At 72.2% G+C, this 25,195-nt stretch carries 19 protein-coding genes and 1 pseudogene; 13 read left to right on the forward strand and 7 right to left on the reverse strand.

The window, feature by feature from the left end; all coding sequences use genetic code 11:
* The first annotated feature begins 286 nt into the window (after positions 1–286).
* The 7 genes from OTB20_RS10885 (at position 287) to OTB20_RS10915 (ending at position 8,883) form a co-directional block, all read left to right on the forward strand.
* Positions 287–1,792 carry a peptide MFS transporter gene (locus OTB20_RS10885; protein ID WP_267816787.1) on the forward strand — a complete coding sequence of 502 codons (1,506 nt, stop codon included), beginning with the start codon at positions 287–289 and terminating at the stop codon, positions 1,790–1,792.
* 101 nt (positions 1,793–1,893) lie between these two features.
* A complete protein-coding gene (locus OTB20_RS10890; protein WP_267816789.1) occupies positions 1,894–3,009 on the forward strand; it encodes a substrate-binding domain-containing protein in 1,116 nt (371 codons plus the stop codon).
* A gap of 115 nt (positions 3,010–3,124) precedes the next feature.
* Positions 3,125–4,432, forward strand: a complete 1,308-nt coding sequence (locus tag OTB20_RS10895) for an ABC transporter substrate-binding protein (RefSeq protein WP_267816790.1) — start codon at positions 3,125–3,127, stop codon at positions 4,430–4,432.
* Positions 4,433–4,678: 246 nt separating this feature from the next.
* Entirely contained in the window at positions 4,679–5,539 is an 861-nt protein-coding gene (locus tag OTB20_RS10900; protein ID WP_420716376.1) for a carbohydrate ABC transporter permease, read from the forward strand.
* Positions 5,536–6,537, forward strand: coding sequence for a carbohydrate ABC transporter permease (locus tag OTB20_RS10905; protein WP_267816793.1), 1,002 nt, complete (start codon positions 5,536–5,538; stop codon positions 6,535–6,537). The genes OTB20_RS10900 and OTB20_RS10905 overlap by 4 nt, the downstream gene beginning before the upstream one ends.
* The gene (locus OTB20_RS10910) at positions 6,534–7,580 is read left to right on the forward strand and encodes a hydroxyacid dehydrogenase (RefSeq protein WP_420716370.1); all 1,047 of its coding nucleotides are present in this window, start codon (positions 6,534–6,536) and stop codon (positions 7,578–7,580) included. Before OTB20_RS10905 ends, OTB20_RS10910 begins: the two co-directional genes overlap by 4 nt.
* 100 nt (positions 7,581–7,680) lie before the next feature.
* Entirely contained in the window at positions 7,681–8,883 is a 1,203-nt protein-coding gene (locus tag OTB20_RS10915; protein ID WP_267816795.1) for an alpha-L-fucosidase, read from the forward strand.
* Between the two features lie 47 nt (positions 8,884–8,930).
* On the opposite strand, the gene OTB20_RS10920 is transcribed toward OTB20_RS10915, so the two are convergent.
* From OTB20_RS10920 to OTB20_RS10935, 4 genes are all read right to left on the reverse strand, one after another.
* Positions 8,931–9,998, reverse strand: a complete 1,068-nt coding sequence (locus OTB20_RS10920; RefSeq protein ID WP_267816797.1) for a TolB family protein — start codon at positions 9,996–9,998, stop codon at positions 8,931–8,933.
* Complete coding sequence (locus OTB20_RS10925; RefSeq protein WP_267816799.1) at positions 9,995–11,311, reverse strand: MFS transporter; 1,317 nt, start codon at positions 11,309–11,311, stop codon at positions 9,995–9,997. The genes OTB20_RS10920 and OTB20_RS10925 overlap by 4 nt, the downstream gene beginning before the upstream one ends.
* Positions 11,311–12,660: a discoidin domain-containing protein gene (locus OTB20_RS10930; protein WP_267816801.1), complete on the reverse strand. Its 1,350-nt coding sequence runs from the start codon at positions 12,658–12,660 to the stop codon at positions 11,311–11,313. Before OTB20_RS10930 ends, OTB20_RS10925 begins: the two co-directional genes overlap by 1 nt.
* 260 nt (positions 12,661–12,920) lie before the next feature.
* Complete coding sequence (locus tag OTB20_RS10935) at positions 12,921–13,646, reverse strand: hypothetical protein (protein ID WP_267816803.1); 726 nt, start codon at positions 13,644–13,646, stop codon at positions 12,921–12,923.
* A 184-nt stretch (positions 13,647–13,830) separates the two neighbouring features.
* Between OTB20_RS10935 and OTB20_RS10940 the strand changes: the two are divergent.
* A pseudogene (locus tag OTB20_RS10940) lies at positions 13,831–14,055 on the forward strand (FAD-dependent oxidoreductase); the annotation flags it as partial.
* 39 nt (positions 14,056–14,094) lie between these two features.
* On the opposite strand, the gene OTB20_RS10945 reads toward OTB20_RS10940, so the two are convergent.
* Entirely contained in the window at positions 14,095–14,370 is a 276-nt protein-coding gene (locus OTB20_RS10945; protein WP_267816805.1) for a hypothetical protein, read from the reverse strand.
* Between the two features lie 403 nt (positions 14,371–14,773).
* Between OTB20_RS10945 and OTB20_RS10950 the strand changes: the two genes are divergently transcribed.
* The 3 genes from OTB20_RS10950 (at position 14,774) to OTB20_RS10960 (ending at position 20,098) form a co-directional block, all read left to right on the forward strand.
* Positions 14,774–18,226: a DNA polymerase III subunit alpha gene (locus OTB20_RS10950; protein ID WP_267816807.1), complete on the forward strand. Its 3,453-nt coding sequence runs from the start codon at positions 14,774–14,776 to the stop codon at positions 18,224–18,226.
* Positions 18,223–19,209, forward strand: a complete 987-nt coding sequence (locus tag OTB20_RS10955) for a DNA polymerase Y family protein (protein ID WP_267816809.1) — start codon at positions 18,223–18,225, stop codon at positions 19,207–19,209. Before OTB20_RS10950 ends, OTB20_RS10955 begins: the two co-directional genes overlap by 4 nt.
* Before the next feature lie 133 nt (positions 19,210–19,342).
* On the forward strand, positions 19,343–20,098 hold the full coding sequence (locus OTB20_RS10960; RefSeq protein WP_267816811.1) for a carbonic anhydrase: 756 nt from the start codon (positions 19,343–19,345) through the stop codon (positions 20,096–20,098).
* A 153-nt stretch (positions 20,099–20,251) separates the two neighbouring features.
* Here the strand turns inward: OTB20_RS10960 and OTB20_RS10965 are convergent, their stop codons facing one another.
* Entirely contained in the window at positions 20,252–20,629 is a 378-nt protein-coding gene (locus OTB20_RS10965; RefSeq protein WP_267816813.1) for a hypothetical protein, read from the reverse strand.
* On the opposite strand from OTB20_RS10965, the gene OTB20_RS10970 reads away from it, so the two are divergent.
* Positions 20,606–22,525, forward strand: a complete 1,920-nt coding sequence (locus OTB20_RS10970; RefSeq protein WP_267816815.1) for a HelD family protein — start codon at positions 20,606–20,608, stop codon at positions 22,523–22,525. The two genes, OTB20_RS10965 and OTB20_RS10970, sit on opposite strands and share 24 nt — an antisense overlap.
* Positions 22,526–22,563: 38 nt before the next feature.
* Here OTB20_RS10970 and OTB20_RS10975 read toward each other — a convergent pair whose 3' ends face one another.
* Positions 22,564–23,379, reverse strand: a complete 816-nt coding sequence (locus OTB20_RS10975) for a hypothetical protein (RefSeq protein ID WP_267816817.1) — start codon at positions 23,377–23,379, stop codon at positions 22,564–22,566.
* A gap of 414 nt (positions 23,380–23,793) precedes the next feature.
* Here OTB20_RS10975 and OTB20_RS10980 point away from each other — a divergent pair, with 414 nt between their 5' ends.
* Positions 23,794–25,083, forward strand: coding sequence for a M14 family metallopeptidase (locus OTB20_RS10980; RefSeq protein ID WP_267817121.1), 1,290 nt, complete (start codon positions 23,794–23,796; stop codon positions 25,081–25,083).
* The last annotated feature ends 112 nt before the right edge of the window (positions 25,084–25,195 follow it).

Genomic DNA, 25,195 nt, shown 5'->3' on the forward strand with positions numbered 1-25,195 from the left:
CCGGAGCAGTGACCTTCGGCCGTGGGGTCTGCCCGAAGGTCTCTGGGGGCGGGCCGTGGACCGGGACAGGCTGGATGGCAGTGAATGACCTGTGGGCCGGGCCCGGCCGCGATGGTGCGTCCGGGCGTGGATCCCGGCGCGTTCCGCCCCCGGCCGGCCGCTCCTGAGGCCCGCCCGGACCCCCATGGGCGTGGGGGAGGGGCGACGGCCCGCCGGTGCCGGCCTTCCCACCGGGCGCGGCCCCCACGCCGATCCGCGCGCGCCCAGAGCGAGCAAGGACCGACTCATGGCGTCCAGCCTGACGAAGGACGAGCACAGAACCTCCTCCGCCGGCACTGAGAAGACCTTCATGGGCCACCCCCGCGGGCTGGTCAACCTCTTCATGACCGAGATGTGGGAGCGCTACAGCTTCTACGGCATGCGTGCACTGCTCGTGCTCTACCTGGTCGCCCCGGCCTCCCAGGGCGGGCTGGCCATGAACGCGGCCATGGCCACCGCGATCTACTCCCTGTACAACGCGATGGTCTACCTGCTCGCCCTCCCGGGCGGCTGGTTCGCCGACCGCGCCTGGGGCGCCCGCAGGACCGTCGCCATCGGCGGCACGGTCATCATGATCGGGCACTTCCTGCTGGCCGTACCGGCCCGGGTCTCGTTCTTCGTCGGCCTGGTGTGCATCGCGGTGGGCTCCGGCCTGCTCAAGGCCAATATCTCCACGATGGTCGGCCACCTCTACAAGGACAAGAACGATCCGCGCCGCGACGGCGGCTTCACGATCTTCTACATGGGGATCAACCTCGGCGCCTTCATCGCGCCGCTGACGATCGGCACCGTCGGCCAGAGCATCAGCTGGCACCTGGGATTCGCCATGGCCGGTGTCGGCATGGCCCTCGGCCTCGCCTTCTTCGCCCTGGGCAGCCGCCACATGTCGGAGCGCAGCGACGTGGTCCCCACGCCCCTCTCGCGGGCGGAGCGCGCAGCGGTCGTCCGCAAGTCGCTCGTCTGGCTGGCCGTCGCCGCCGTCGCCTACGGCTGCGTGGGCCTGTCCGGGCACCTCACCCTGAACTGGGCGATGCTGCCCCTGACCGTCCTGGGCATCTTCCTGCCGTGCTGGTACCTGCTGCGGATGAAGCGCGACAAGGCGCTCGCCAAGGCCGAGCGGGCCAGGATGTCGGCCTACGTGTGGTTCTTCGCGGCCGCCGCGCTGTTCTGGGGGATCTACGACCAGACCGGCTCCACACTGAACCTGTTCGCGCAGGACAGCACCGCCCGCACCTTCTTCGGCCTGGGCTTCCCGGCCAGTTGGTTCCAGGCCTTCAACCCGCTGTACATCATGGCTCTCGCGCCCGTCTTCGCCTGGGCCTGGATGGCGCTGAGCCGGCGGGCCAAGGAGCCGGGCACCCCGGCCAAGTTCGCCGTCGGACTGGTGCTGATCGGCCTGTCGTTCGGCGTGATGATGATCGCGCAGGGCGTCGCCGTGGACGGGGTACGGGTCTCCCCGATGTGGCTGGCGATGGTGTACCTGATCCAGACGGTCGGCGAGCTCACCCTGTCCCCGGTGGGCCTCTCCCTCACCACCAAGCTGGCCCCGGAGAAGTACTCCTCCCAGATGATGGGCGTCTGGTTCCTGGCGGTCACCGTCGGAGACTCGGTGGTGGCACTGCTCCAGCAGTTCGGCGTACCCACCGACGCCCCGTCCTGGTTCGCGAGTCAGGGCGCGCTCGCTCTCCTCGGGGGCACCGCGATCTTCATGTACCGCAACAAGGTGAAGGAACTGATGGGCGGCGTACGGTGAGCGGAAACCATGTAATCCTTTCGTTCGAAAGAAAACGATAGTTCGGGCTTTCGCGCGCTACGCTGACCTCGACCAGGGACGCAGTCGAGGGGAGCTCCACCGTGCACGCAGAGGAACGACAGCAGGCCATCCTGCGCCGGGTCCGCGAAGCGGGATCGATGCGTGTCACGGACTTCGCGGCGGAGCTCGGCGTATCCGTGGTGACGGTGCGCAAGGACGTCGAAGTGCTCGCGGAGCGCGGTCTGCTGGCCCGGGTGCACGGCGGCGCGATGCTGCCCGAGGACTGGGCGAAAACCGCCCCCGTCCCGGCCGCCGCGGCGGCCGGGACGGGGGCGGCCGCCGGTGGCGGACGGTCCGGGGGAGCCGCGCCCGGCCGGTCGCTCGTACTGGGACTGATCGTGCCTTCCTCCGCCTACTACTACCCCGAGGTGATCAAGGGGGCCCGGGAGGCGGCGGACGCCCTGGGGGTACGGCTGACCCTCGCCGTGTCGACGTACGACGTGGACACCGAGAAGGCGCAGGCCGCGCGGATGGTCGCGGACGGCGTCGACGGGCTGCTGCTCGCACCCTCCGCCGGGGACGGCAAGCCGGGCGGCCAGTGGTACGAGGAGCTCGGCGTGCCCGTCGTGCTGATCGAGCGCCGCCCCGAACAGCAGGCCTCCGCCGCCGAGCACGTCGGGACCGACCACGGGTACGGTGCCAGGCTGGCGGTCCGCCACCTCCTGGACACGGGGCGCCGCCGGATCGCCCTCGTGATGCGCGGCGGCACCCCCACCGCGCCCTGGATCAGGGAGGGTTACCACGCGGCGATGGACGAAGCCGGTCCCGACGTCGCCGGCCACGCGCTCTTCCTCGACCTCGCCGAGTTCAGCGGCGGCGAACCCGCCTACGAGCAGGTGGTCGACGCGTTCGTAGAGGCGGTGCGGGCGGGCCGCGTCGACGCCGCCCTGGTCCATCCCGATCACGAGGCCATGGTGCTGATGCAGCGACTGCGCAGCGCCTCGCTGTCCGTGCCGGGAGACGTCGCGCTGGTCTCGTACGACGACGAGGTGGCGTCCCTGGCGGATCTGCCGCTGAGCGCGGTGGCACCCTCGAAGCATGAAGTCGGCGTCACCGGCGTGGAGTTGCTCGTACGCCGGCTTCGGGAGCCGGGCCGGCCCCGGCGTCGGATCGCCATCCTGCCCGAGCTGCGGGTGCGTGCGTCCAGCGAAGCGTAACGGTAACTTCGCTTTCCTTTCTCAAAGTTTGTTTTTCTATTGACTCCCTTCTGCTCTGGCCGAATGATGTGCATCACCTCGCCGCATCGACGGCTCGCATCTGAGGAGCAGAGCAGTGAAGCTCACTTCCCGTACCTCCCGCGCCGCCCTCGCCACCCTTTCGCTGGCCCTGTTCGCCACTGCCTGCGGTGGCAGTGGGAGCGCCGACCCCAAGGCCGAGGGGCCCAAGGAGCCGGTCAGCCTGACCTATTGGGGCTGGACCGGCGGCGCCCAGCAGGTGGTGGACGCCTTCAACGCGTCCCACCCGGACATCAAGGTCACCTACTCCGCCATCACCGGCGGACCGGACGGATACGCCAAGATCAGCAACGCCATCAAGGCGGGGAACGCACCCGACGTCGCGGGCATCGAGTACCCGACCCTCCCGGAGTTCGTCAGCCAGGGATTCCTGGAGGACCTCAGCGCCCAGACCGGCGCGACCGTGAAGGCCAAGTTCCCCCAGGGCGTCCAGGAGCGGGTGACGCTCGGCGGCAAGACCTGGGCCGTGCCCTACGACGCCACGCCGAACCTCCTCTACTACCGCAAGGACCTCTTCAAGAACGCGGGCGTCGAAGTCCCCAAGACCTGGGACGAGTACAAGGCAGCCGCCGAGAAGATCAAGGCCGCGGACAAGAACGTGCGCATCGGCGGCTGGGGCAACGACGACGCGCCGCTGCTGGCCGCGCTCTCCTGGCAGGCCGGCGGCAAGTGGTACGGCACCGAGGGCGACGGCTGGAAGGTGAACATCAACGACGCCTCCTCGCAGAAGGTCGCCTCGTACTGGCAGGGCCTGGTCAAGGACGACCTGGTGATGAACCTGAAGATCAACGGCCCGGAGTTCGTGAAGGCCAAGGCCGACGGGGCCATGGCCAGCTTCATCGGCGCCTCGTGGAGCGCGGGCGGCACGATGACGGCCCTGGCGAAGGACTCCGGCAAGTGGGGCGTGGCCCCGCTGCCGCACTGGGGCACCCCGGCCACCGGCATGTTCGGCGGCACCAGCTACGCGGTCCCCAAGGGCAGCAAGCACGTCAAGGAGGCGGCCGAGTTCGCCGCATGGGCCGCCACCAGCCCCGAAGGGGTGAAGGCGCGCATCAGCAGCCTCAAGTCGCCGAGCAGCAGCCTGCCCGCCAACCCGGAACTCCGTACGATCGCCGCCGCGGCCTTCGACGACAAGGGCTTCTTCGGCGGGGACGACGTCTTCGCGGTGGCCGGGGCGCAGGTGGACACCATCGTCCCGGGCTGGGTCTGGGGTCCCGTGCAGACGGCGACCAACACCGCCATCCAGGACGCCGGACTCAAGGGCACCCTGACCGACGGGCTCGCGGCAGGCCAGAAGGCCGCCGAGGAAGCCATCAAGGGCCGAGGGCTCAACCTCGCGAAGTAGCCGCAGCGCCTCGCTCGCGAAGTAGCCGCAGCACGGGGCCCGAAGCCCGCCCGGCGCCCGGGCCCCGCAGCCGGTCACCTCGCACGCCCCCCCGCGCAGGCCTCCCACCTACCACCCCCGCTTACATCCCTCCGCGTACACCCCCGTAGATCCCCCTCCGCAGCACACCACCAAGGAGCCCCGGTGGCAGCACCCCTCACTCGTTCCGCGCGCGACGCCGCGCACCGGCCAGGCCAGGGCCGGGCGGTGGTCACCTTCCTCGGTCCCTTCTTCCTGCTCTTCACCGCCGTGCTGATCCTCCCCGTCGGGTACGCGCTGTGGATGAGCCTCTTCTCGGAACGCTCCTCAGGGCTGGGATTCGGCGGCACCGAGCGGGTCTTCAGCGGTCTCGGGAACTACACCAAGGCCCTCGCGGACCACGGCTTCAGCTCCTCGTTCCTGCACGTGGCCGCGTACTGCGCCCTCTACATCCCCGTGATGATCGGCGCCGCACTCGCCCTGGCCCTGCTCGTCGACTCGGCGGCGGCCAAGGCCAAGCGCCTCGTCCAGTTCGCCGTCTTCATGCCGCACGCGGTGCCCGGACTGATCGCGGCGATCATCTGGATCTATCTCTACACCCCCGGCCTGAGCCCGGTCGTGGACTGGATCGAAGGCGCCGGCGGCCACTGGGACTTCTTCGCCCCGGGCAGCGTCCTGCCCTCCCTGGTGAACGTGGCGGCCTGGCAGTGGATCGGCTACAACATGATCATCTTCTTCGCGGCCCTGCAAGCGGTGCCCCGGGAGGTCATCGAAGCGGGCGTCATGGACGGCGCCGGGGAACTGCGCATCGCGCTGCGCATCAAACTCCCGATGATCCGCTCCGCCGTCTTCCTCACCCTCCTCTTCACTTGCGTCGGAGTCGTCCAGATCTTCAGCGAGCCGATGCTCCTCTCGCAGCGGTCCGGCTCGATGGGGTCCGACTGGTCTCCGATGATGTTCATCTACAAGGCGGCCTTCGAACGGCACGACTACGGCCTCGCCTCCGCCGCTTCGCTGCTCATGGCCCTCGTCGCCGGCACCCTCTCCTACGTCGTCACCCGGATCGGAAAGCGAGGTGGCTCGGAATGAACACCCGGACAGTCCCCCCGACCTCGTCCGCCACGCCCGAACCCGGCCGCGAGGCCCCCGGCGTCGGCGCCGGCGTCCCACCGGGGCGGCTCCCCGGTGCCGGATCCGACGCCACTTCCGTCGCTTCCACTGCTTCCGCCGCGCGGCCCTGGCGGCGCCGGAGCGGGACGGCGGCATCCAAGGTCGCGGTCAACGCCGTGCTCCTGGTCGCGGTCCTCTACACCCTCATGCCGCTGACCTGGCTGCTGATCGCGGCCACCAAGAACCACGCGGACCTCTTCGGGACGCCCGGCTTCGGCTTCGGAGAGTTCCACCTCTTCGACAACCTCCGGGCCGTGTTCACCTACGACGACGGCATCTTCGTCCGCTGGCTGCTCAACAGCCTCCTCTACTCCGTCCTCGGATCACTGGCGTCCTCGCTGATCAGCGTCGCCGCCGGATACTGCTTCGACAAGTACGAGTTCCGCGGCAAGGGCCCCCTCTTCGGCCTCATCCTGGCCGGCACCCTCGTACCGGGCGTCGTCATCACCCTCCCGCAGTACCTGCTCGCCTCCGAGGCCGGCCTCGTCAACACCTACTGGGCGATCCTCCTTCCGGCGCTCGTGAACCCCTTCGGCGTGTACCTGGCCAGGGTCTTCTCCGAGGGCTACGTACCCGGCGAGGTGCTGGAGGCCGCGCGCATCGACGGGGCGAGCGAGATGCGCGTCTTCCGGTCGGTAGCGCTGCCGATGCTCATGCCCGGCTTCATGACCCTCTTCCTCTTCTCCTTCACCGCCAGTTGGAACAACTTCTTCGGGCCGCTGGTCATGCTCAACGACCACCACCTGTACCCGGCGGTGCTCGGCATCTACAACTGGAACCAACTCGTCGTGCAAAACCCCGAGTTGTACTCGCTGGCCATCACCGGATCACTGGTCGCCGTCGTCCCGCTGGCCCTCGCCTTCATCGGCCTGCAGCGGTTCTGGCGTTCCGGCCTGTCGGCGGGAGCGGTGAAATGACCGACCAGCGCCTGGCCGACCCTCGCCTGCCCAGCCCCGTCCACAGGCCCCGCACCCTCCTCGTCATGGACCAGGAGACCAGGGCGGCCCTGCTCGACGAGCCGCTCCTCGCCCGCCTCGGCGCCACCGCCCGTCTGGACCCCGCGCTCCTGGTGACCGATTTCGCCACGGCAGACCCCGCGCGACTGCGCGAAACCGAGGTCCTGCTGACCGGCTGGGGCTGCCCGCCCCTCACCGAGCGGACCCTCGGCCTGCTCCCGTCCCTGCGCGCGGTGGTGCACACCGCCGGATCGGTGAAGGGCCTGATGACGGAAGCGGCCTGGCGGCGCGGACTTTCCGTCACCAGCGCGGCCGAGGCCAACGCACGCCCCGTCGCCGAGTACACCGTCGCCGCGATCGTCTTCGCCAACAAGCGGGTCCTCGCCACCGCCCGGGCCTACCGCGAGGCCCGCACACAGCTCAACCCGCTCACGCTGTACCCCGGAATCGGCAACTACGGCAGGACCGTCGGCGTCATCGGCGCCTCGCGCATCGGCCGCCGGGTCATCGAGCTGCTGCGCTCCTACGACGCCCACGTGCTGGTCCACGACCCCTACCTGGACGGGGCCGAAGCCGAAGCCCTGGGGGTCGAGACCGTCCACCTGGACGAACTGATGGGCCGCAGCGACGTGGTGACCGTGCACGCGCCGCAGACCCCCGAGACCCGCCACATGCTCGACGCCGGCCGCCTCGCCCTCATGCGTGACGGGGCCACCCTCGTCAACACCGCCCGGGGATCGCTGGTCGACACGGAAGCACTCACCGCCGAGCTGGTCTCCGGCCGGCTGCACGCCGTGCTCGACGTCACCCACCCCGACGTGCTGCCGGCCGGATCACCGCTCTACGACCTGCCGAACGTGCTGCTCACACCGCATGTCGCAGGCTCCCTCGGCAACGAGCTCGGACGCCTCGCGGCTTGCGCAGCGGAGGAGTTGGAGCGATACGCCGGAGGTCTCCCCTTCGCGTACGCCGTCCACCCGGCGAGCCTGGCCCGTTCGGCCTGAGCGCCGCCGCCGAACCAGGAAGCCCACCATGACGCCCGGTCAGCCCCCGGTTCCCCGCGCAGGTCCCGCCCGTCCCGCCGGCCTCCACGCTGCCCCGCTCGTGCCCACGCCGGGACAACTCGCCTGGCAGGAAGCCGGATTCGGGATCTTCCTGCACTTCGGCATCAACACCTTCAATGGTGTCGAGTGGAGCGACGGGACCCTGGACCCGGCCACCTTCCTGCCCGCGCAGCTCGACGCGCGCCAGTGGGCACGTACCGCCGTCGAGGCCGGAGCGAAGTACGTCGTGCTGACCGCCAAGCATCACGACGGCTTCTGTCTCTGGCCGACCGCCACCACCGCCTACTCCGTCGCCTCCTCACCCTGGAAGGACGGGGCGGGCGATGTGGTCGCCGAGCTGGCCGAGGCCTGCGGGGAGGCGGGCCTCGGCCTCGGGCTGTACCTCTCGCCCTGGGACCGCAACGCGGACCGCTACGGGGAGCCCGCCGGGTACGACGCCTTCTACGTCCGCCAGCTCACCGAACTCTGCACCCGCTACGGCCCGTTGTGCGAGCTGTGGTTCGACGGCGCGCGCTCCGAGGGGCGCACGTACGACTGGGACGCCGTCATGGCCGTGATCGACCGGCACCAGCCCGACGCCATGGTCTTCAACATGGGCCGCCCGACGATCCGCTGGATCGGCAACGAGGAGGGGCTCGCCACCGACCCCTGCCGCTACGTCACGCACACCACGGGCATCAGCCTGTACGACGACGGGACGACCGAGCTCGGCTCGGCCGCCTACCTGCCGCCCGAGTGCGATGTGCCCATCCGAGCCGACTGGTTCTGGCAGCCCGGGGACCGGGACACCCTCAAGAGCCGCGAGGAACTGCTGGACATCTGGTACTCCTCGGTGGGGCTGGGCGCCGGACTGCTCCTGGGCGTCCCGCCCGACCGGCGCGGCCTGATCGACGACGCGGACCGGGCCCGACTCCTCGAATTCGCCGGAGAGTTGGCCCGCCGCCTGGGCGATCCGCACGCCGCCGTCCTCACCACCGACGGAGACGATCTCCTCGCGGACTTCGGCCGGCCCGTCCGCGTGGACCACCTGGAACTGCGCGAGGACCTCACGGCGGGCCAGCGCGCGGACGGCCACGAGGTCCGGGCGGACGGCCGGTTGATCGCCTGCGGCCATACGGTGGGGGTCCGGCGCGTCCACCGGGTCGAGCCCCTCACCGTGCGGGAACTGCGGATCCGGCTGACCGGGACCGGCGCCCGGCTGGCATCGGTGACGGCGGCCGGGCCACCGTCCGGCCCCGGCTGACCGGCCGGCGCACCCCAGGCCGCAGGGCCCGCCCCGGCTCTCCGGGCTCAGGGCGCGCCGGCTCCCGTCACCGCCACCGGCGAGGACCCGCCCGCGACCAGCATCCGGGGCGCTCCGGTGCCGTCCGCGGGGACGCTCCAGACGTCGCTCGCGCGCCCGTCGCCACCCGGCAGGGCGTAGGCGACCGTCCCGTCGTCCGTCCAGGCCGCCTGGTCGTCCACGCCGCGCGTCTCGGCGAGCGGGGTCTCCTTCATGGTCCGCAGGTCCAGGACGTACAGCCGCCAGGGGGCGGCCGGGTCGTCGGACACCTTCTTCTTGAAGGCGACCCGGGTGTTGTCCGGCGACAGGGAGGGGCATTCGACGTTCTCCCGCAGGGCCTTCGCCGACCAGTCGTCCATGTTCCCCTCGACGAGGTACGTACGCCCCTTGGTGGAAACGGTCGCGTAGAAGCGGCTGTCGTCGCGGGCGAAGCTCACGCCCCAGTAGTTGACGTCGGGGGAGTGGTGGCGGACGCCGTCGATGGTGAGCGGAATCTCCTCCAGGGACTTCACCAGGTACCCGGTGCGCAGGTCCAGGACGGCCGTCCGGGTGGAGAACCCGGTGGCCGAGTACGAGTCCCCGGTGGCGAACACCGTCCAGGCGAGCATCTGCCCGGACGCGGACACCCGGGCCCGCGTCGGAACGCCCGGCACGATCGTCCGGCGCACCTCGCGCAGCTTCTGGTCGAGGACGACGGCGTACGTCTTCGGCAGCACCCCCGGCTCGGCACGCAGGCACAGGGCGGTGCCCCCGGCGGCGTGGAACCGGTCGCAGGCGGGGCCGCCCGTGGTGCGGCCGGCTCCGTCCTCCGCCCGGGGCAGGGGCTGGTGCGCCACCCGTCCCGTGGCCGTGTCCCGGAAGTACAGGGCGGGACCGTCGAGGGTGAAGGAGGCGTCGGCGGCGCCCTGTCGGCCGCCCGGCCGGTGCCCCGCGTACAGGGCGTACCCGGCGGCGGACCCGGCGAGGAGGACGACCGCGACCGCGGTGACGGCGGTACGGGCCCTGGCGCCGAGCCGCCGTGCGGGCGTGGGCGTCGGCGGGGGCGGGGCCGTCCGCCCGGGGAGGCTGGTGGTCACGGGGTGCTCCTCTGACTGGTGGGGGATGGCTCCGGCTCCGGGGCGGCGGCCGGAGCGGCAGGCTCGCGCGGCAGCAGCGCCCAGCCGCCCGCCAGCGCGGCGAGCAGCATCGCGGTGGCCGCCCACAGTGCGGGCCGCGGCCCCCACACCGTCCACGCGGCGCCGAAGCCGGCCGCGGCGAGCATCCGGGCCAGGGCCTGGCCGGTCTGGAGCAGGGCCAGTCCGCCTGCCTTGCCCCCGGCGGGCAGGACCGGCGCGGCGAGGGCCATCAGTACCCCGTCGGTGGCCGCGTAGAACACCCCGAGCAGGGCGAGTACGGCCGCGAGGAGGACCGGGGCCGGCCCGTCGGCCGGGGAGAGCAGGACGAGGTAGGCGCCGAGCAGGGCGAGGTGCCCGTAGAGGAACGGCAGCCGGCGCCCGATCCGGTCGGCGATCCGGCCCACCGGGACGGCGAGGAGCAGATAGCCCGCCGCCGCGCCGAGCGGCAGCAGCGGGAACCAGCCGGTGTCCAGGCCCAGTCGGCGCTGGAGCAGCAGGTAGACGAAGGCGTCGCCGATGGTGGCGGCGCCGAGCAGGGCGGCCGCCCAGAGGATCCGCCGGAAGGAGGGGTCGCGCAGTGCCCCGAACGCCTTTCCCCGAGCCGGAGCCGGAGCCGGAGCCGGGCCGGGCGTCGGTGCCGGGCGGTGCTGTCCGGGAACGTACAGGACCAGGAGCAGCACGCCGAGCAGGCCGGCGCAGAAGCTGGCGACGAACACCGCGTCGTACGCTCCGGCGGTCGCCCAGAGCAGGGCGAAGGCGGCGAGCGGGCCGAGCAGGGCGCCGGTGGTGTCCATGGCCCGGTGCACGCCGAACGACCGGCCGAGCTCGTCGGGAGGGCTGTTGAGGGTGATCAGGGCGTCGCGGGGCGCCGTACGGATGCCCTTGCCGATCCGGTCGGCGGCCAGGGCCGCGGCGATCCCGCCGGTGGCGCCGCCGGCGAGCAGCAGGCCGAGCCGGGAGCAGGCGGAGACGGCGTAGCCGATCCCCGCGACGTGCTTGTACCGGTGGCCGCGGTCGGCGAGGTGCCCGCCGAGCAGTCGTACGAGCGCGGTACCTCCTCCCATCAGGCCGTCGAGGAAGCCGAATTGGAGGGGTGAGAGGCCGAGTCCGAGGACGAGGTAGAGCGGCAGTACCGCGCTGACCATCTCGGAGGAGACATCGGTGACGAGGCTGACCGTTCCGAGCGCCAGGACGGCGGCGGGGACGCGCCGGCCCGCCCCTCCAATGGGGGGCGGGGCCGGAGCGACCCGGCGGCCTGTGGTGGCCAGGTACATCAGTGGCAGGTGTACTTCGGGCTGGTGTCCTTGGTCTTCCCGTCGGCGGCGACGTAGGTCCAGCTGTAGTCGGAGTCGGTGAAGTCCAGCTTCAGGACGCCGTATTCACCGCTGATCCGCTTCTGGCTGTTGGGCTGGACGTTCTCGATGTCGTACGGCTCGGCGCCGCCCATGCCGCCGACGATCTCGGTGATCCCGTCGGCGGTGGCCTTCCCGGAGGGGTCCTGCGGGGCGAAGCGCTCGTAGTGGTGGTCGTGCCCGCCCAGGACGAGATCGGCCTTGGCCCCGTACAGGATGTTCCATACGGGCTTGCTGACCGGGTCGTTGCCGTGGCCGCCGGAGGAGTACAGCGGGTGGTGCCAGTAGGCGGCGATGCAGCCCTTGGCGTTGGCGGCGAGGTCGGCCTTGAGCCAGTCGATCTGGGCCTTCTGGTCGAAGGAGTTGGAGTCGAGGGCGATGAAGTGCCAGTTGCCCTCGTCGAAGCTGTAGTAGCTCTTGCCCTGGGGGTAGGCGACGGCCCCGAAGTACGCCTTGTAGCCGGCGAGGGCTCCGGCCGGGTCGTAGGTCTCGTGGTTGCCCGGCACCGGGTGCGTCTTGTTCTTGAACGCGCCCCAGGAGGTGTCGTAGTAGGCCCGGTAGTCGGAGATCCGGGCGTCGTCGTACTGGTTGTCACCCATCGTCAGATAGAACTTCGGGTTGATCTTCTGGGCCTGCGCGGCGGTCTTGGGGTGGGCGCAGGAGCTGTCCGAGGCGGTGCACTGGGCGGCGATGTCTCCGGCGGCGACCACGGTGAAGGCGCCGGTCTGGGGCGGCGTCCCCCCGTCGAGGGTGCCGTACACGTCGACCTCGTACAGGGAGTACCCGTAGGTGGTGCCGCGGGCGGTTCCGTAGACGCGCAGGTAGCGGCCCTTGCCGGAGAGGCCGGTCCAGTCGTCGGTGCCGCCGTTCCCGGCCGTCTCGTTGGCGAGCCGGGTCCAGGTGGCGCCGTCGGGGGAGATCTCGACCCGGTACACCTTGGCGTACGCGGCCTCCCAACTCAGGTTCACTCGAGTTACGTTGGCGTTCGCGCCGAGGTCGACGCGGATCCACTGCGGGTCCTTGCCCTCGGCGCTGGCCCACCGGGTGGTGGAGCTGCCGTCGAAGGCGTTCTGCGCACCGAGGCTGGAACTCTCGCTGGAGGAAGCGGTGGCGGCCTTGCCGCGCGAGATGAGGGGATCGACGGCGGCGCCGGCCCGCTCGGGATAGGCGAGCAACAGCCCGCCGACGAGGAGGAGTACGGCGGCGATGACCACGCCCACGGTGCGGCGTGATGCGGATGCATGAGGTGTGCTTGGGGTGTTCAGGCGCATTCCTGACTCCCTGGCCTTGTGGGTGGCGAGAGCTGGCACCGGTACGAGACCCTCCGGCCCTGCCCGGGTGCGGGCAGGGCCGGGCGTGGTCACAGCGGCCGGGTCAGAGCTCTCGCTGAGCGCGTCATGCCCACGGGGATGGGCACCGCGCCGGGCCGCCGAAGCGGGATGCTAGCAAACAGGAAACTTTCCTACCAGTCATTCGCGGGAGCCATTCGTGACAGCGGTTCACACGGGTCGTCCGCGCGGGGCCGCCGTGTTCAGGAGATCGCGTACCACTGGCTGGCCCAGCCGGTGTTGATCGTGCTGATGGACTGCTCGGCGAGGTTCACGGCGGCCGGGAGGGAGGTCTGCCCCGTCAGGACGGTGCTGTACCGCAGGTTCGGCGGGGTCAGGCCCGCGTTGACCGAGATCCCGGCGCCCGTGGCCTTGAGGGTGAGGGCGTTGGTGGCCCAGCTGCCGTTGAGGAGGAGGGCGACGAAGTACGTGCCGGGGGCTGCGACGAACGGCTTGGCGAGGGGCAGCGGCTTGGCTATCGCGTCAGTCATCAGCTGCGGGGAGACGTCCGCCGTGGAGGCGAGCAGGCTGCCGTGGGCGTCGTACACGCCGAGGTAGCAGTTGGCCAGTTGGGCGTTCGGGTCGATGCCGGCCAGCCCCAGCCAGACGTTGGACCAGGTGAGCTGCTCGCGCAGCACGACCCGGACCAGCGTGACCCGCCCGCCGACCCCGGCGGCGGACTGGGCGGTGACGTGCCCCGCGTCGTTCGGGTCCCCGGTCCAGGCCAGCAGATTCTGATCCTGCGGCCGGGGCCCCTCGTACCCCGCGCCGCCGGGCACCGGAGTGGGAGCCGCCGCCGACGGGGGAGCGGTGGACCCGGCCCCCTTCCCGGGTGTGCTCCCACCGGACGCGGAGCAGCCGGCGAGGGCGAGCGCCGCCGCGAGCGCGGCGGCGAGGCCCGTCGAGGCGGTGGTGGTACGGGTGCGCATGGTCCCCCCATGAGGTGCTGGTACGGCAGGGAACCCATGGTCACACGCTCCTGCCCGCTCCCCGCCCCGGCGTCGGCGCGGGACGTGCGGCCCCGCGTCAGTGCCTCGCGGAAGCCCCGGCAGCAGGATCACTGCGGCCGGGGCGACGGCTCCGGCATGCGGGTTCGGCGCGGGGAGGGGAGCCGGCCGCGGACTGCTGCTCGACCGGACCGGCCGGCTCTCGGTCTCCGGGTGGGCCGACCGGATCGATCACGTCGTCGATGTCATCGACGACGGCGACGTCGGCGAGGCGCTGGGAGCGCCCGCCGTGCTGCTGCGCCCGGACGGTCACGTGGCATGGGCCGGCGAAGGCCAGGACGACCTCGACTCCCACCTGCCGAAGTGGTTCGGGGCTGCCATCGCCGGCTGAGCGCCTGCTGCCGGCTGAGTGCCTGCTCCGGCCGAGCGCCTACTTGGGAGCCAGTCGGCAGGCGGCCTCCGCGGTCCCGTTGGTCACGCCACTGCCCTCGGTCAGACCGGTCACACACGCATCTTGGGCGCCGGTCAAGCCGACGTAGCAAGCGGCGCGGACGGACTCCGGAGCCTCGCCGCCCTGCAGCTCCCGCTCGACGTGGTTGATGCAGGCCGAGACGTCCGCGTGGGCGGTGGGGGCCGTGAGGGCCGCGCCACCGAGGGCCAGGGTCAGGGTGGTGAGGACACCTGCGATACGGGTCGACGTGCGCATGGGATGTACCTGCTCTCCGGGATCGCCGCGCGGCCCGGGATCTGGGCGTACCGGAGCCACGTGGTAGCGGCGCCGAGCGCACGCGGCCGACGTACGGCCACGAGGTCCTGGCCCCCGGCAACGGACCGGCCCGACCGGGCATCCCCTCCCTCATCCGACGCTAGAGCAGCCCCCTGGCGCACGCACCCGCTGGGGATTTTCCATCGGATCCGCCCCGGGCTCAGCCGGGCCGCGGGGTGGCTGGATGGCGCCTGTTTCCGGGGCTGCGCCCCCCACCGAGTGATCGATTGTGTGTTCGAGTTTGATCGCTGACCAGGATTAATGGAAGCTAGGTGAATCGAACGGACGTACGATAGACGTATTGGACGTATGGCCGGAAGGCGCGAGGTGATGGAGGTGCGGCATGGCGGGTTACGCCCATCTGCACGTCGCGTCCGGCTACTCGGCCCGCTACGGCGGCGCCCACCCCGAGCAGCTCGTACGGCGGGCAGCGGAGCGGGGTATGGCGGCGCTCGCGCTCACCGACCGGGACACGGTCGCCGGGGCCGTCCGGTTCGCGCGGGCGTGTGCCGGCAACAAGATCCGGCCGCTCTTCGGCGTCGACCTGGCGGTGGAGGCCCTCGCGCCCCCGCCGCCAGGTCCGCGGCGGCGTACCCCGGCGCGCGGTGGCGCACACGTCGTCGAGCCGCCGCTGCGGTTCGTGCTGCTCGCGCAGAACCGGGCCGGGTGGGCGCGGCTGTGCCGCATCACGTCGGCCGCCCATGCCCGTGCCGGGGCCGGCGCGGCTCCGGTGGTGCCGTGGGAGGCGCTGCGCCGGTACGGCGGCCCCGGCCTGACCGTGCTGCTCGGACCGCTCTCGGAGCCGGTGCGGGCGTTGTCGGCCGGACGCGAGGACGTCGCGAGGAAGCTGCTGGCTCCGTGGCAAGGGATCTTCGGCAGCGGAGTCAGGCTGGAACTCGTCGTGCACAAGCGCTCCGGCGTCGGGCCCGGCTCGCTCCGGCTCGCCGCCCGGACCCTGGCGCTGGCCGACCGCACCCACACCACCGCGGTGCTGTCCAACGCCGTCCGGTACGCCGATCCCGAACAGCACCGGCTCGCTGACGTCCTGGACGCCGCGAGGCTGCTGCGGCCGATCGACCGGCGCCACCTGGACAGCGGGCAGCGGTGGCTCAAGGACGAGAGGGCGATGACGGTGATCGCCCGGATGGCCGCCGAATGTGCCGGAGCGGACGTCCGGCGCGCGAGCCGCCTGATGGCGGACACCGCGGCCACGGCCGCCCTGTGTGCCGTCGACCCCGCAGCTGACCTCGGGCTCGGAACGTCGCATTTTCCGGAAGCGGAGCTCTTCGGCGCGGAGGCCGGAGCGGGAGGAGCCGCCCGGCTGCTGCGCCGGTGGTGCGAGGACGGCCTGGCCCGACGGGGCCTGGACCGTGACCGGGTGGCGCTGGAGCGCCTGGACGAAGAACTCGATGTGATCTCCACGCTGGGCTACGACTCGTACTTCCTCGCCGTGGGCCAGGTCGTGGCCGACATCAGGGCGAAGGGCATCAGGGTCGCGGCCCGCGGCTCGGGCGCCGGGTCGATGGTCTGCCACGCGCTGGACATCGCCACGGCGAACCCGCTCGACCACCACCTCCTGTTCGAGCGCTTCCTGAGCGTGCGCCGGGCTTCCCTGCCCGACATCGACATCGACGTGGAATCCGCCCGCCGCCTCGAGTGCTACGACCTGATCTTCGACCGGTTCGGCAAGGAGCGGGTGGCGGTCACCGCCATGCCGGAGACCTACCGGGCCCGCCGGGCCCTGCGGGACACCGGCCTCGCCCTCGGCATCGCGCCCGCGGACGTCGACCGGATCGCCAAGAGCTTCCCGCACCTGCGGGCCGTGGACATCACCGGCGCCCTTGCCGAACTGCCGGAACTGCGTCAACTGGCGGCCGAGGCGCACCGGTACGGGCCGCTGTGGGAGCTCGCCCAGGGCCTCGACTCCCTGGTCCACGGCATGGCCATGCACCCCTGCGGCGTGGTCATCAGCGACGCGACGCTCCTGGACCGCCTGCCGGTGCAGCCCACTCCCCAGGGCGACTACCCGATGGCGATGGCGGCCAAGGAGGAGATCGAGGCGCTGGGGAACATCAAACTGGACGTCCTGGGCGTCCGGATGCTGTCCTCGATGGCCCATGCGGTCACCGAGATCGAACGGACGACCGGCAACCGCATCGACCTGGACGATCCGCGGCAGGTCCCGCTCGACGACGTGTTCGCGTTCAAGCTGATCCAGGAGAGCCAGACCCTGGGCCTGTTCCAGCTCGAGTCGCCCGGTCAGCAAGACCTCCTGTCCCGGCTCCAGCCCCGTGATCCGCAGGACGTGATCGCCGACATCAGCCTCTTCCGTCCCGGACCGGTGGCCGGCGGCATGCCCGAGCGGTACATCGCCGCCCGCCATGGCGGCACGCCCTCGTACGCCCACCCGGACCTGGAGCCGGTGCTCGCCGACACCTACGGCGTGACCATCTGGCACGAGCAGATCATCGAGACCTTCTCGGTGATGACCGGCTGCGACCGGGCACTGGCCGAGATCGCCCGGCGGGCGCTCGCCGACAAGGGCAGGCTGCCGAGAATCAAGGACTGGTTCCACCGCCAGGCGCAGGCCCGCGGGTACGGCGCGACCGTGCGGGAGGAGGTCTGGAAGACCGTCGCGGCCTTCGGCGCCTACGGATTCTGCCGCGCGCACGCGGTCGCCTTCGCCGTGCCGGCCCTGCAGAGCGCCTGGCTCAAGGCGCACTATCCGGCCTTCCTGCTGGCCGGCCTGCTCGAACACGACCCCGGGATGTGGCCCAAGCGCGTCCTCGTCTCCGACGCCCGTCGCCGCGGTGTCCCGATCCTGCCCGTCGACGTCAACGACTCCTGGGCGAAGCACACCGTGGAGATGACGGAGAAGGAGAAGTGGGGCGTGCGGCTCGCACTGTCCGGGGTGCGCGGCATCAGCGAGGAGGAGTGCGCGCGGATCGAGGAGGGACGGCCGTACGGATCGCTGTCGGACTTCTGGCAGCGGGCCCGCCCCAGCCGGCCGGTCGCCGAACGCCTCGCCGAGATCGGCGCCCTGAACTCCCTCCACGACGGCCGCCTCACCCGGCGCGACCTGCTGCTCCAGATCGCCGAGCTCCACCGGCAGTCCCGCACCCGGTCGGCGGGCGAGGGTCAGCTGTCCTTGGACGCGGGCGCCGTCGGAGGCGCGGAACCGAGCGGCCTGCCGGAGGTGACGGGACGCGAGGCCCTGACCGCCGAACTGAACACCCTCGGCATCGACGTCTCCAAGCACCTGATGGAGCACCACCACCGGCTGCTACGGGAGATCGGCGCGACCGACGCCGCCCATCTGGCCGGCATGCGCCAGGGCCGGCAGGTCCTCGTGGCCGGCGTACGGGCCTCCACGCAGACCCCGCCCATCGCCAGCGGCAAGCGCATCATCTTCGTCACCCTGGAAGACGGCTCCGGCCTGGTCGACCTGGCCTTCTTCGAGGACTCCCACCCGGCCTGCGCGCACACCGTCTTCCACAGCGGTCTGCTCCTGGTCCGCGGCACGGTCCAGGTGCGCGGCACCCGGCGCACCGTGGTCGGCACCATGGCCTGGGACTTCGACCGGATCGCCGCCGCCCGCCGCGACGAGGGGCCCGGAGCCGCGCTCGCCCTGCTCGGCGCCGACCACCCGAATCCGACCCCCGCCCAGCCGCGGCGCACCCTGGCCGACGGCACCACCGGCGCCCGCCTGCACCCGTACGCAGACCTGCAACCGGCCGGCAGCCGCTCGGCCGACCTGAGGAAGTTCGGCTACACCAGCCCGGGGAGCGCGGGATGAACACGCGTCAGCGGTACGTGGCCCACCTCCACCTCCACCTGCCCACCGAACCGAGCGAGGCCGAATACAACGATATAATCGAACTGGTGTCCGGTATCACTCCGTTCGTCCAGGCCGTTCCGCCCTACGCCGTCCAGCTCGATCTGACGTCGGCGCTCCGATACTTCGACCTCTCTCCCTACGACGTCGTCCAACTGGCGAAGCTCAGGCTGAAGGCCTTCTACGGCATCGACAGCAGCGCCGGCCTCGCGAACAACCGCATGCTGGCCGCCATGGCCGCAGACGCGTCCGCGCCGGGGGACACGACCTGGGTCCCCGCCGGGCAGGCCGCTGCCTGGCTGTACCCCCGGCCGGTCGCCACCCTGCCGGGGATCGGCCGCGCCACGGCGCAGACGCTGGGCAAGTACGGACTGCACACCATCGGCCAGGTCGCCGACCTGCCTCCGGCCACCCTGCAGCGGCTCCTCGGCGCGGGCCCCGCCCGGCTGCTGGCCGAACGCGCCCGGGGCGGCGATCCCCGCCCGGTCACCCGGACGGAGCCCGCCGAGCACGTGGCCGCCGACCTGGTGCTGGACCGCGACTGTCTCGACCCGGCGCGCCGGCACCGCGCCGTCCTGGGGCTCGCCGACCAGATCGGCCAACGCCTGCGCCGCGAAAGGCAGACCGCGGGCCGGCTCACCCTGACAGTGCGCTACGCCGACCGCAGCTCCACCACGCGCACGTGCGCACTGCCGGAGGCCACCGACCACTCGCCCGCCCTCACCGGCGCGGCCCTGGGGCTTTTGACCGCCCTGGGGCTGCAGCGCGCACGGGTCCGCTCCTTCGCGGTCCGTGCCGACGACCTGCGGCCGGCCGGAAGTACCTACTGGCAGCTCTCCCTGGATCCCGGTGCCGCGCGTGCCCGCGCGGCCGAAGCCGCCGCGGACCGCGCCCGCCGACGCTTCGGCCCGCGGGCCGTACGCCCGGCCGCCCTGGCCGACTGACCGCCGCGCCGGCGCCCCGCATCCGCCGCATCGCGAGACCCGCCATGCCGATCCGGACGGGCTTCGGGAGGAACGCGCCATTTCTCCGTCCGGCGGTGGACCCGGTCGTGCGGTACGGCGTTAACGTCCCCCAATGTCCTCGAACGCACAGACGCCATCCGCTACTTCGCCCAGTCGCCGGGTCCTCCTGCGCACCGCCCTGGCCGGCACGGCGACCGCCGGGTCAGTCCTCGGCCTCGGCTCCGCCTTCCCGGCCTCCGCCTCCGAAGGCTCCGCCGAACCCGTGGACGGGCCCCGTCCACGGACCCCGGACGAGGCGCTGCGCCGCCTGGAGGGCGGCAACCGGCGCTGGGCGGCCCGCCGCCAGCAGCACCCGCGCGAATCGCGTTCCGTACGCGTCCAAGTGGCCCGGGAACAACACCCGTTCGCCATCGTGCTCGGGTGTATCGACTCCCGGGTGCCGCCCGAGCTCGTCTTCGACCAGGGGCTCGGCGATCTGCTGACCGTACGCGCGGCGGGCGAGGTGCTGGACGAGGCGGTGCTCGGCAGCGTCGCGTACGGGGTCCTGGAGCTGGACGTCCCCCTGGTCCTGGTCCTCGGCCACCAGTCGTGCGGGGCCGTCGGCGCCGCGGTTCACGCGGACGAGACGGGTGCCCGGCTGCCCGCCCACATCCAGTACCTGGCCGATCGGATCCGGCCCTCCATCGATCATGGCCAGTACGGCGAGGCCCGGATCGCCGCCACCATCGACGCCCACGCGCGCCGGACCCGGGATCTGCTGGCGGCGGAGCCTGACCTGGCCCGCAGGATAGCCACCGGTCGGCTCGCCGTGGCGGCCGCGCGCTACGACCTGGCCGACCAGAAGGTCCGCATGCTGGCCACCGGCTAATACCGCTCGAATAAACGGCAGCAGACAAAAACACCCCGGACCGATTGACGGCCGGGGTGTTTGTCTGCGTATATTTGATGTTTCACATCGAAAGCAAGGCTTAAGACGTGAAAAAGCTTATGGGGACACCGTACCGCGTCAGGAGTGGAATTGTCAACCGAGGAATTCCGGAATGAGCAGCAATTCATCACGGATCTCTACGCGCGCCTCGACGAACTGCGCGAACTGTCCGAACGCGCCGTGCATAGCGCGCTCGGCGCGCCCGGTGGCGGGTTTCAGGCGCGCCTGGAGCGGGATGTCGTGGTCGCTGAACAGTCCGGTCTGCTTTCCGCTCTGAACGCGGGGGAAAGCGGGCTGTGTTTCGGCCGGCTGGAGTCCTCCGACGGCTCCGACCACCACATCGGCCGCATTGGAATCAGACAGGACGACGAAGACCGCACACCACTCGTACTCGATTGGCGGGCCGATGTCGCACGCCCGTTCTATCTCGCGACCGGATATTCCCCCATGGGGCTGCGCCGACGCCGCCACATCACCACCCGGGGGCGCCGGGTCACGGCCCTGCACGACGAGATCCTCGACCTCGCCGACACCGAACGCACCGGCCACGAGGGGACCGACGCGGACGCGGTGCTGCTCTCCGCGCTCGACGCCGCACGCACCGGCCGGATGCACGACATCGTGCAGACCATCCAGGCCGAGCAGGACCGCATCATCCGCTCCACCCACCGCGGGATCCTCGTGGTGGAGGGCGGACCCGGCACCGGCAAGACCGCCGTGGCCCTGCACCGGGCCGCCTACCTGCTCTACGCGCACCGCGAGCTGCTCGCCAAACGCGGCGTCCTGATCGTCGGACCGAATCCGGCCTTCCTCGGTTACATCGGCGAGGTCCTTCCGGCCCTCGGTGAGACCGGGGTGCTGCTCTCCACCCCGGGCGAGCTGTTCCCCGGCGTGCGCGCGAGCGCCGCCGACCGCCCCGGCGCCGCCGCCGTCAAGGGGCGCGCGGAGATGGCCGGGATCCTCGCCCGTGTCGTGGGCGACCGGCAGGCGCTGCCCGAGACCGTGCCCGCGGGCAGCGGCGAGGATGCCGACGTGGTCCCCGAACCGGCCCTGGAGATCGACCACGACGACTACGGGACGCTGCTGCTCGACCGGACCATGGCCCACGAGGCCCGGGACCGGGCCCGCGCCACCGGACTGCCGCACAACCTGGCGCGCCCGTACTTCGCCTTCCGGATCATCGACGCGCTCACCGAACAGCTCGCCGACCGGCTCGGAGCCGACCCCTACGGCGGCCCCAACCTGCTGGGCCCCGACGACATCGCCCAACTGGGCAAGGAGATCGCGACCAGCGCCGAGGTGCACGCCGCCATCGACACCCTGTGGCCCCCGCTCACGCCCAGACAGTTGATCGCCGACTACCTCGCCGAGCCCGCGTACCTCCCCGAGCGGGAGGCCGAGCTGATCCGGCGTACGACCACGGGCGAGGCGGACTGGACCCCGGCCGACGTCCCGCTGCTCGACGAGGCCGCCGAACTGCTCGGAGTCGACGACACCGCGCGGCGCGCCGCCGTGGAGCGCGAGCGCCTGGAGCGGGTGGCGTACGCGCAGGGAGTCCTGGACCTGTCGGCCGGTTCGGAGTCGTACGAGTTCGAGGACGCGGAGAACGAGTTCCTCGCGGCCCACGACATCATCGACGCCGAGCGGATGGCGGAACGCCAGGAGGAGGCCGATCACCGCAGCGCGGCCGAACGGGCCGCCGCCGACCGCACCTGGTCCTTCGGGCACGTCATCGTCGACGAGGCGCAGGAGCTGTCCGCCATGGCCTGGCGCCTGCTCATGAGGCGCTGCCCGACCCGCTCCATGACGCTGGTGGGCGACCCGGCCCAGACCGGCGACGAGGCCGGCTGCGGATCCTGGCAGCAGATCCTGGCCCCCTACGTGGAAGACCGCTGGGAGCTCGTGCGCCTCGGCGTCAACTACCGCACGCCCGCCGAGATCATGGAGGTGGCGGCGGCCGTGCTCAGGGCCCGCCACCCCGGCTTCGAGCCGCCGAGCTCGGTCCGTTCCACGGGGCGGCGGCCCTGGGTGAGGCGGACCGACGACCTGCCCGCGGCGGTGGCCGAAGCGGTGCGCGAGGGCGCGCCGGCCGAGGGGCGCCTCGCGGTGATCGCCCCGCGTCCGCTGCACGAGGCACTGGCGGCCGCGCTGCCCGGCGTACGGGCGGGGGCGGAGCCCGACCTCACCCGCCCGGTGGTCCTGCTCGCGCCCCGGCAGGCCAAGGGCCTGGAGTTCGACACGGTGATCGTCGTGGAACCGGCGGACCACGAGCCCAGCGACCTTTACGTCGCCCTGACACGCGCGACCCGGACCCTGGGGGTGCTGCACACCGGCCGGCTGCCGGCGGGGCTGGAAGAACAGGGCTAGACGGACCGTCCCGGACGGACCGTCCCGGACGACCGGGCCTACGCGCCGCCGCCCGGCGGCCTGGCCAGGCCCTGCCCGTCGCAGGGGATCAGGTCCGCCGCGTAGTCGTCCAGGAAGTCCCGGGCCGATTCCTCCTCGATCTCCGCCATCTGCGTGGGCTTCACGACGATCACACCGCTGAAGGGCCGGTCGACGTCCCGGATGATGAGCAGGGTCGTGGTCAGCAGGGCGGTGACGATGATCAGGGCGGCGAGCGGCCCCTTGTTGTCCTTGCGGGGCAGGCACAGGCCGAGGCCGACCACGGTCACGCTGAGGTTGACCAGCATGAACCAGTAGATCAGGTTCGGGATGGTCGGCGTGGACTCGGTCATCCTGGCCTGCCTCCCCAGGGACCGCTGATCGTCCGCCGCGACCAGCATGCCGAACGTGGGGCTGCCGGGACCCAGATCCTTGAAGGTCGCCCGGAAGTCCCTGCTCCACACGCTGGGAGCCGAGGAGCCCTTCCCCTCGGCCATCGCCGGCCATTCCTTGTGCTCGACGGCCCGCGCGTAGCAGACGGCGTCACCGCGCAGCCGCTGACGCGGCGCCGGGGGAGCGTAGTCCGCCATCTCCGCGAGGTGATCGAGCGCGTGTGCCTCCGCCCGCGCGGCGTCGTCGGCCCGCCCGTTGGAGCCGGCGGCGGTGACCAGCATGAACGCGAGGATCAGGATCGTCAGGGTCATCAAGGGCCCGATGAGGTCGCGGACGCCCATGCCCTCGGCGTCGTCGTCGCCCATCACCCGGGGGCGCAGGAACCGGTTCGCGACGATTCCCGAGGTCAGCGCGAGGAACGCGACGACGAGGGTGACCGTCACAGGCCCGCCTCCCGCACCACGTCCCGGGCAGGCGCGTGCTCCCGCGGCACGTCCCCGGGAGGCGCGACCCCTCCGGCCGCTCGACCGGGCGGACCCGTCACGTATCCCATCAAGAGCTCCCTCATCGGCTCCCGGCTCCCGGCTCCCGGTCCAGGCCCCAGGCCCCGGTCCGGCTCCCCGGCGCCGCCGACCGCCGACCACGGTCATGTGATCCTCGTGTGCCTCCTGCCGGGCCCGGGCCCGCGGCGCCCGCGCACCACCCGCACGAGTGCGGCCGTAGTGCCGTTCGGCAGAGGCGCGGTGTCGTCCCGTGCAGCGCACGGGAGGAACGCGCCCACCCGACCGGGTGAGTTCATGCGCCCGGACCTGCCGTGGCCGGCCCCCGCCCGCTACAACCGGGGCGTGATCAAGAAGATGAGGGCGCGCGGCCTGTCCGCATGCGCCGCGACCGTACTGGCCCTGCTCGCCGTGCCCCTGGCCTCCGGGCCGGTGCGCGCGGCCGAGGGGGCGCCCCGCACCGGTTTCGAGGCCACGTACGGAGCTCGCTGGACCAGCGAGTCCGAGGAGCGGGACTTGCTCCTCGCGGTGGAGCGCCGGAGCGCGCACGCCTCTGTCCGGACCATCGCCGCCAGCGTGCTCGGCCGCCCACTGCGCCTGGTGAGCCTGGGCCGGGGCCCCGTCACCGTCCTCCTGGTCTGCAGCCAGCACGGCGACGAACCGGCGGGACGCGAGGCGTGCCTGAGCGCCGTACGGGACATCGCCCACGCCCGGGACGCGGCGGCCCGGAGCCTCCTGGAAGCCGTGACGCTGCTCGTGGTCCCGACGGCCAACCCGGACGGACGGGCCGCCGGCACCCGCGCCAACGCCGAGGGCACCGACATCAACCGCGACCACATGCTCCTGACCTCGCCCGAGGCGCGGGCCGTGGCGACCGTCCTGCGCGACCGCCGTCCGCACCTCGTGTACGACCTGCACGAGTACCGGGCGACGCCGGGCACGTACGACAAGGACCTCTTCGACCTCTGGCCGCGCAACCTCAACACCGACCCGGCGGTGTACGCGCAGTCCCGCGTCCTGTCCGGCGCGTTCGTACGCGGGGCGGCGCACGCGGCCGGCCACTCCACCGGGACCTACGGCATCCGCACCGACCCCGCGACCGGCGCCCCGGTCGGGCAGTCCGCGGGGGACGGCCAGGAGCGGATCCTGCGCAACACGGCGGGGATCAAGCACGCGGTCGCGCTGCTGATCGAAAGCCGCATCGAAGCACCGGCGGGCACGGCCGGGAACGCGGAGCGGGCCGACCCGTCCCTCAACCGCCGCCGCCGGGTCTCCTCCCAACTAGCAGGTTTGCAAGGCTTGTTCGCCTATGTCTCCACGCATACGGGCCCCCTGGCGGCGGCCTCGGAAGCAGCCCGGCGGATGGCGGCGAGCACGGTGGGCCCGGTCCCGCTGGCCGGCGCGGACAACGCCCCCGCGGCCGGGGCCGAGACCCTCGCCGACCCGCCCTGCGGCTACCGCCTCACCCCGGCCCAGTACATCGCGACCGGCGACCGCCTCGCCCTCCACGGGGTACGGGCCGTACCCGGCGCCGACGGCGGAGCGTTCGTTCCGCTGCGCCAGCCCCTGCGGGCCCTCGTGGTGCTCCTCCTCGACGGCCGGGCCCGGCACGGACTCGCAACGGGGCAGCCCGAACAGCTCTGCTGACGCCTCGTCATCGGAGATGGCGATGACGGAAGCGGTGGACGTCGCGGGCGCCCAGGACCTCCCTCTGGGGCCGGCGGCGGGCGGAAGCGCGCTGGTCAGCCGGATGCCGTGA

The organism is Streptomyces sp. H27-H1 (genome assembly GCF_026627445.1).
Taxonomy (GTDB): domain Bacteria; phylum Actinomycetota; class Actinomycetes; order Streptomycetales; family Streptomycetaceae; genus Streptomyces.

What these genes read in the sequence shown, in the direction of transcription:
- OTB20_RS10885 (WP_267816787.1), top strand. Translation starts at nt 287, where the DNA reads ATGGCGTCCAGCCTGACGAAGGACGAGCACAGAACCTCCTCCGCCGGC.
- OTB20_RS10905 (WP_267816793.1), top strand. Translation starts at nt 5,536, where the DNA reads ATGAACACCCGGACAGTCCCCCCGACCTCGTCCGCCACGCCCGAACCC.
- OTB20_RS10910 (WP_420716370.1), top strand. Translation starts at nt 6,534, where the DNA reads ATGACCGACCAGCGCCTGGCCGACCCTCGCCTGCCCAGCCCCGTCCAC.
- OTB20_RS10925 (WP_267816799.1), bottom strand. Translation starts at nt 11,311, where the DNA reads ATGTACCTGGCCACCACAGGCCGCCGGGTCGCTCCGGCCCCGCCCCCC.
- OTB20_RS10930 (WP_267816801.1), bottom strand. Translation starts at nt 12,660, where the DNA reads ATGCGCCTGAACACCCCAAGCACACCTCATGCATCCGCATCACGCCGC.
- OTB20_RS10935 (WP_267816803.1), bottom strand. Translation starts at nt 13,646, where the DNA reads ATGCGCACCCGTACCACCACCGCCTCGACGGGCCTCGCCGCCGCGCTC.
- OTB20_RS10945 (WP_267816805.1), bottom strand. Translation starts at nt 14,370, where the DNA reads ATGCGCACGTCGACCCGTATCGCAGGTGTCCTCACCACCCTGACCCTG.
- OTB20_RS10950 (WP_267816807.1), top strand. Translation starts at nt 14,774, where the DNA reads ATGGCGGGTTACGCCCATCTGCACGTCGCGTCCGGCTACTCGGCCCGC.
- OTB20_RS10955 (WP_267816809.1), top strand. Translation starts at nt 18,223, where the DNA reads ATGAACACGCGTCAGCGGTACGTGGCCCACCTCCACCTCCACCTGCCC.
- OTB20_RS10960 (WP_267816811.1), top strand. Translation starts at nt 19,343, where the DNA reads ATGTCCTCGAACGCACAGACGCCATCCGCTACTTCGCCCAGTCGCCGG.
- OTB20_RS10970 (WP_267816815.1), top strand. Translation starts at nt 20,606, where the DNA reads ATGGGGCTGCGCCGACGCCGCCACATCACCACCCGGGGGCGCCGGGTC.
- OTB20_RS10980 (WP_267817121.1), top strand. Translation starts at nt 23,794, where the DNA reads ATGAGGGCGCGCGGCCTGTCCGCATGCGCCGCGACCGTACTGGCCCTG.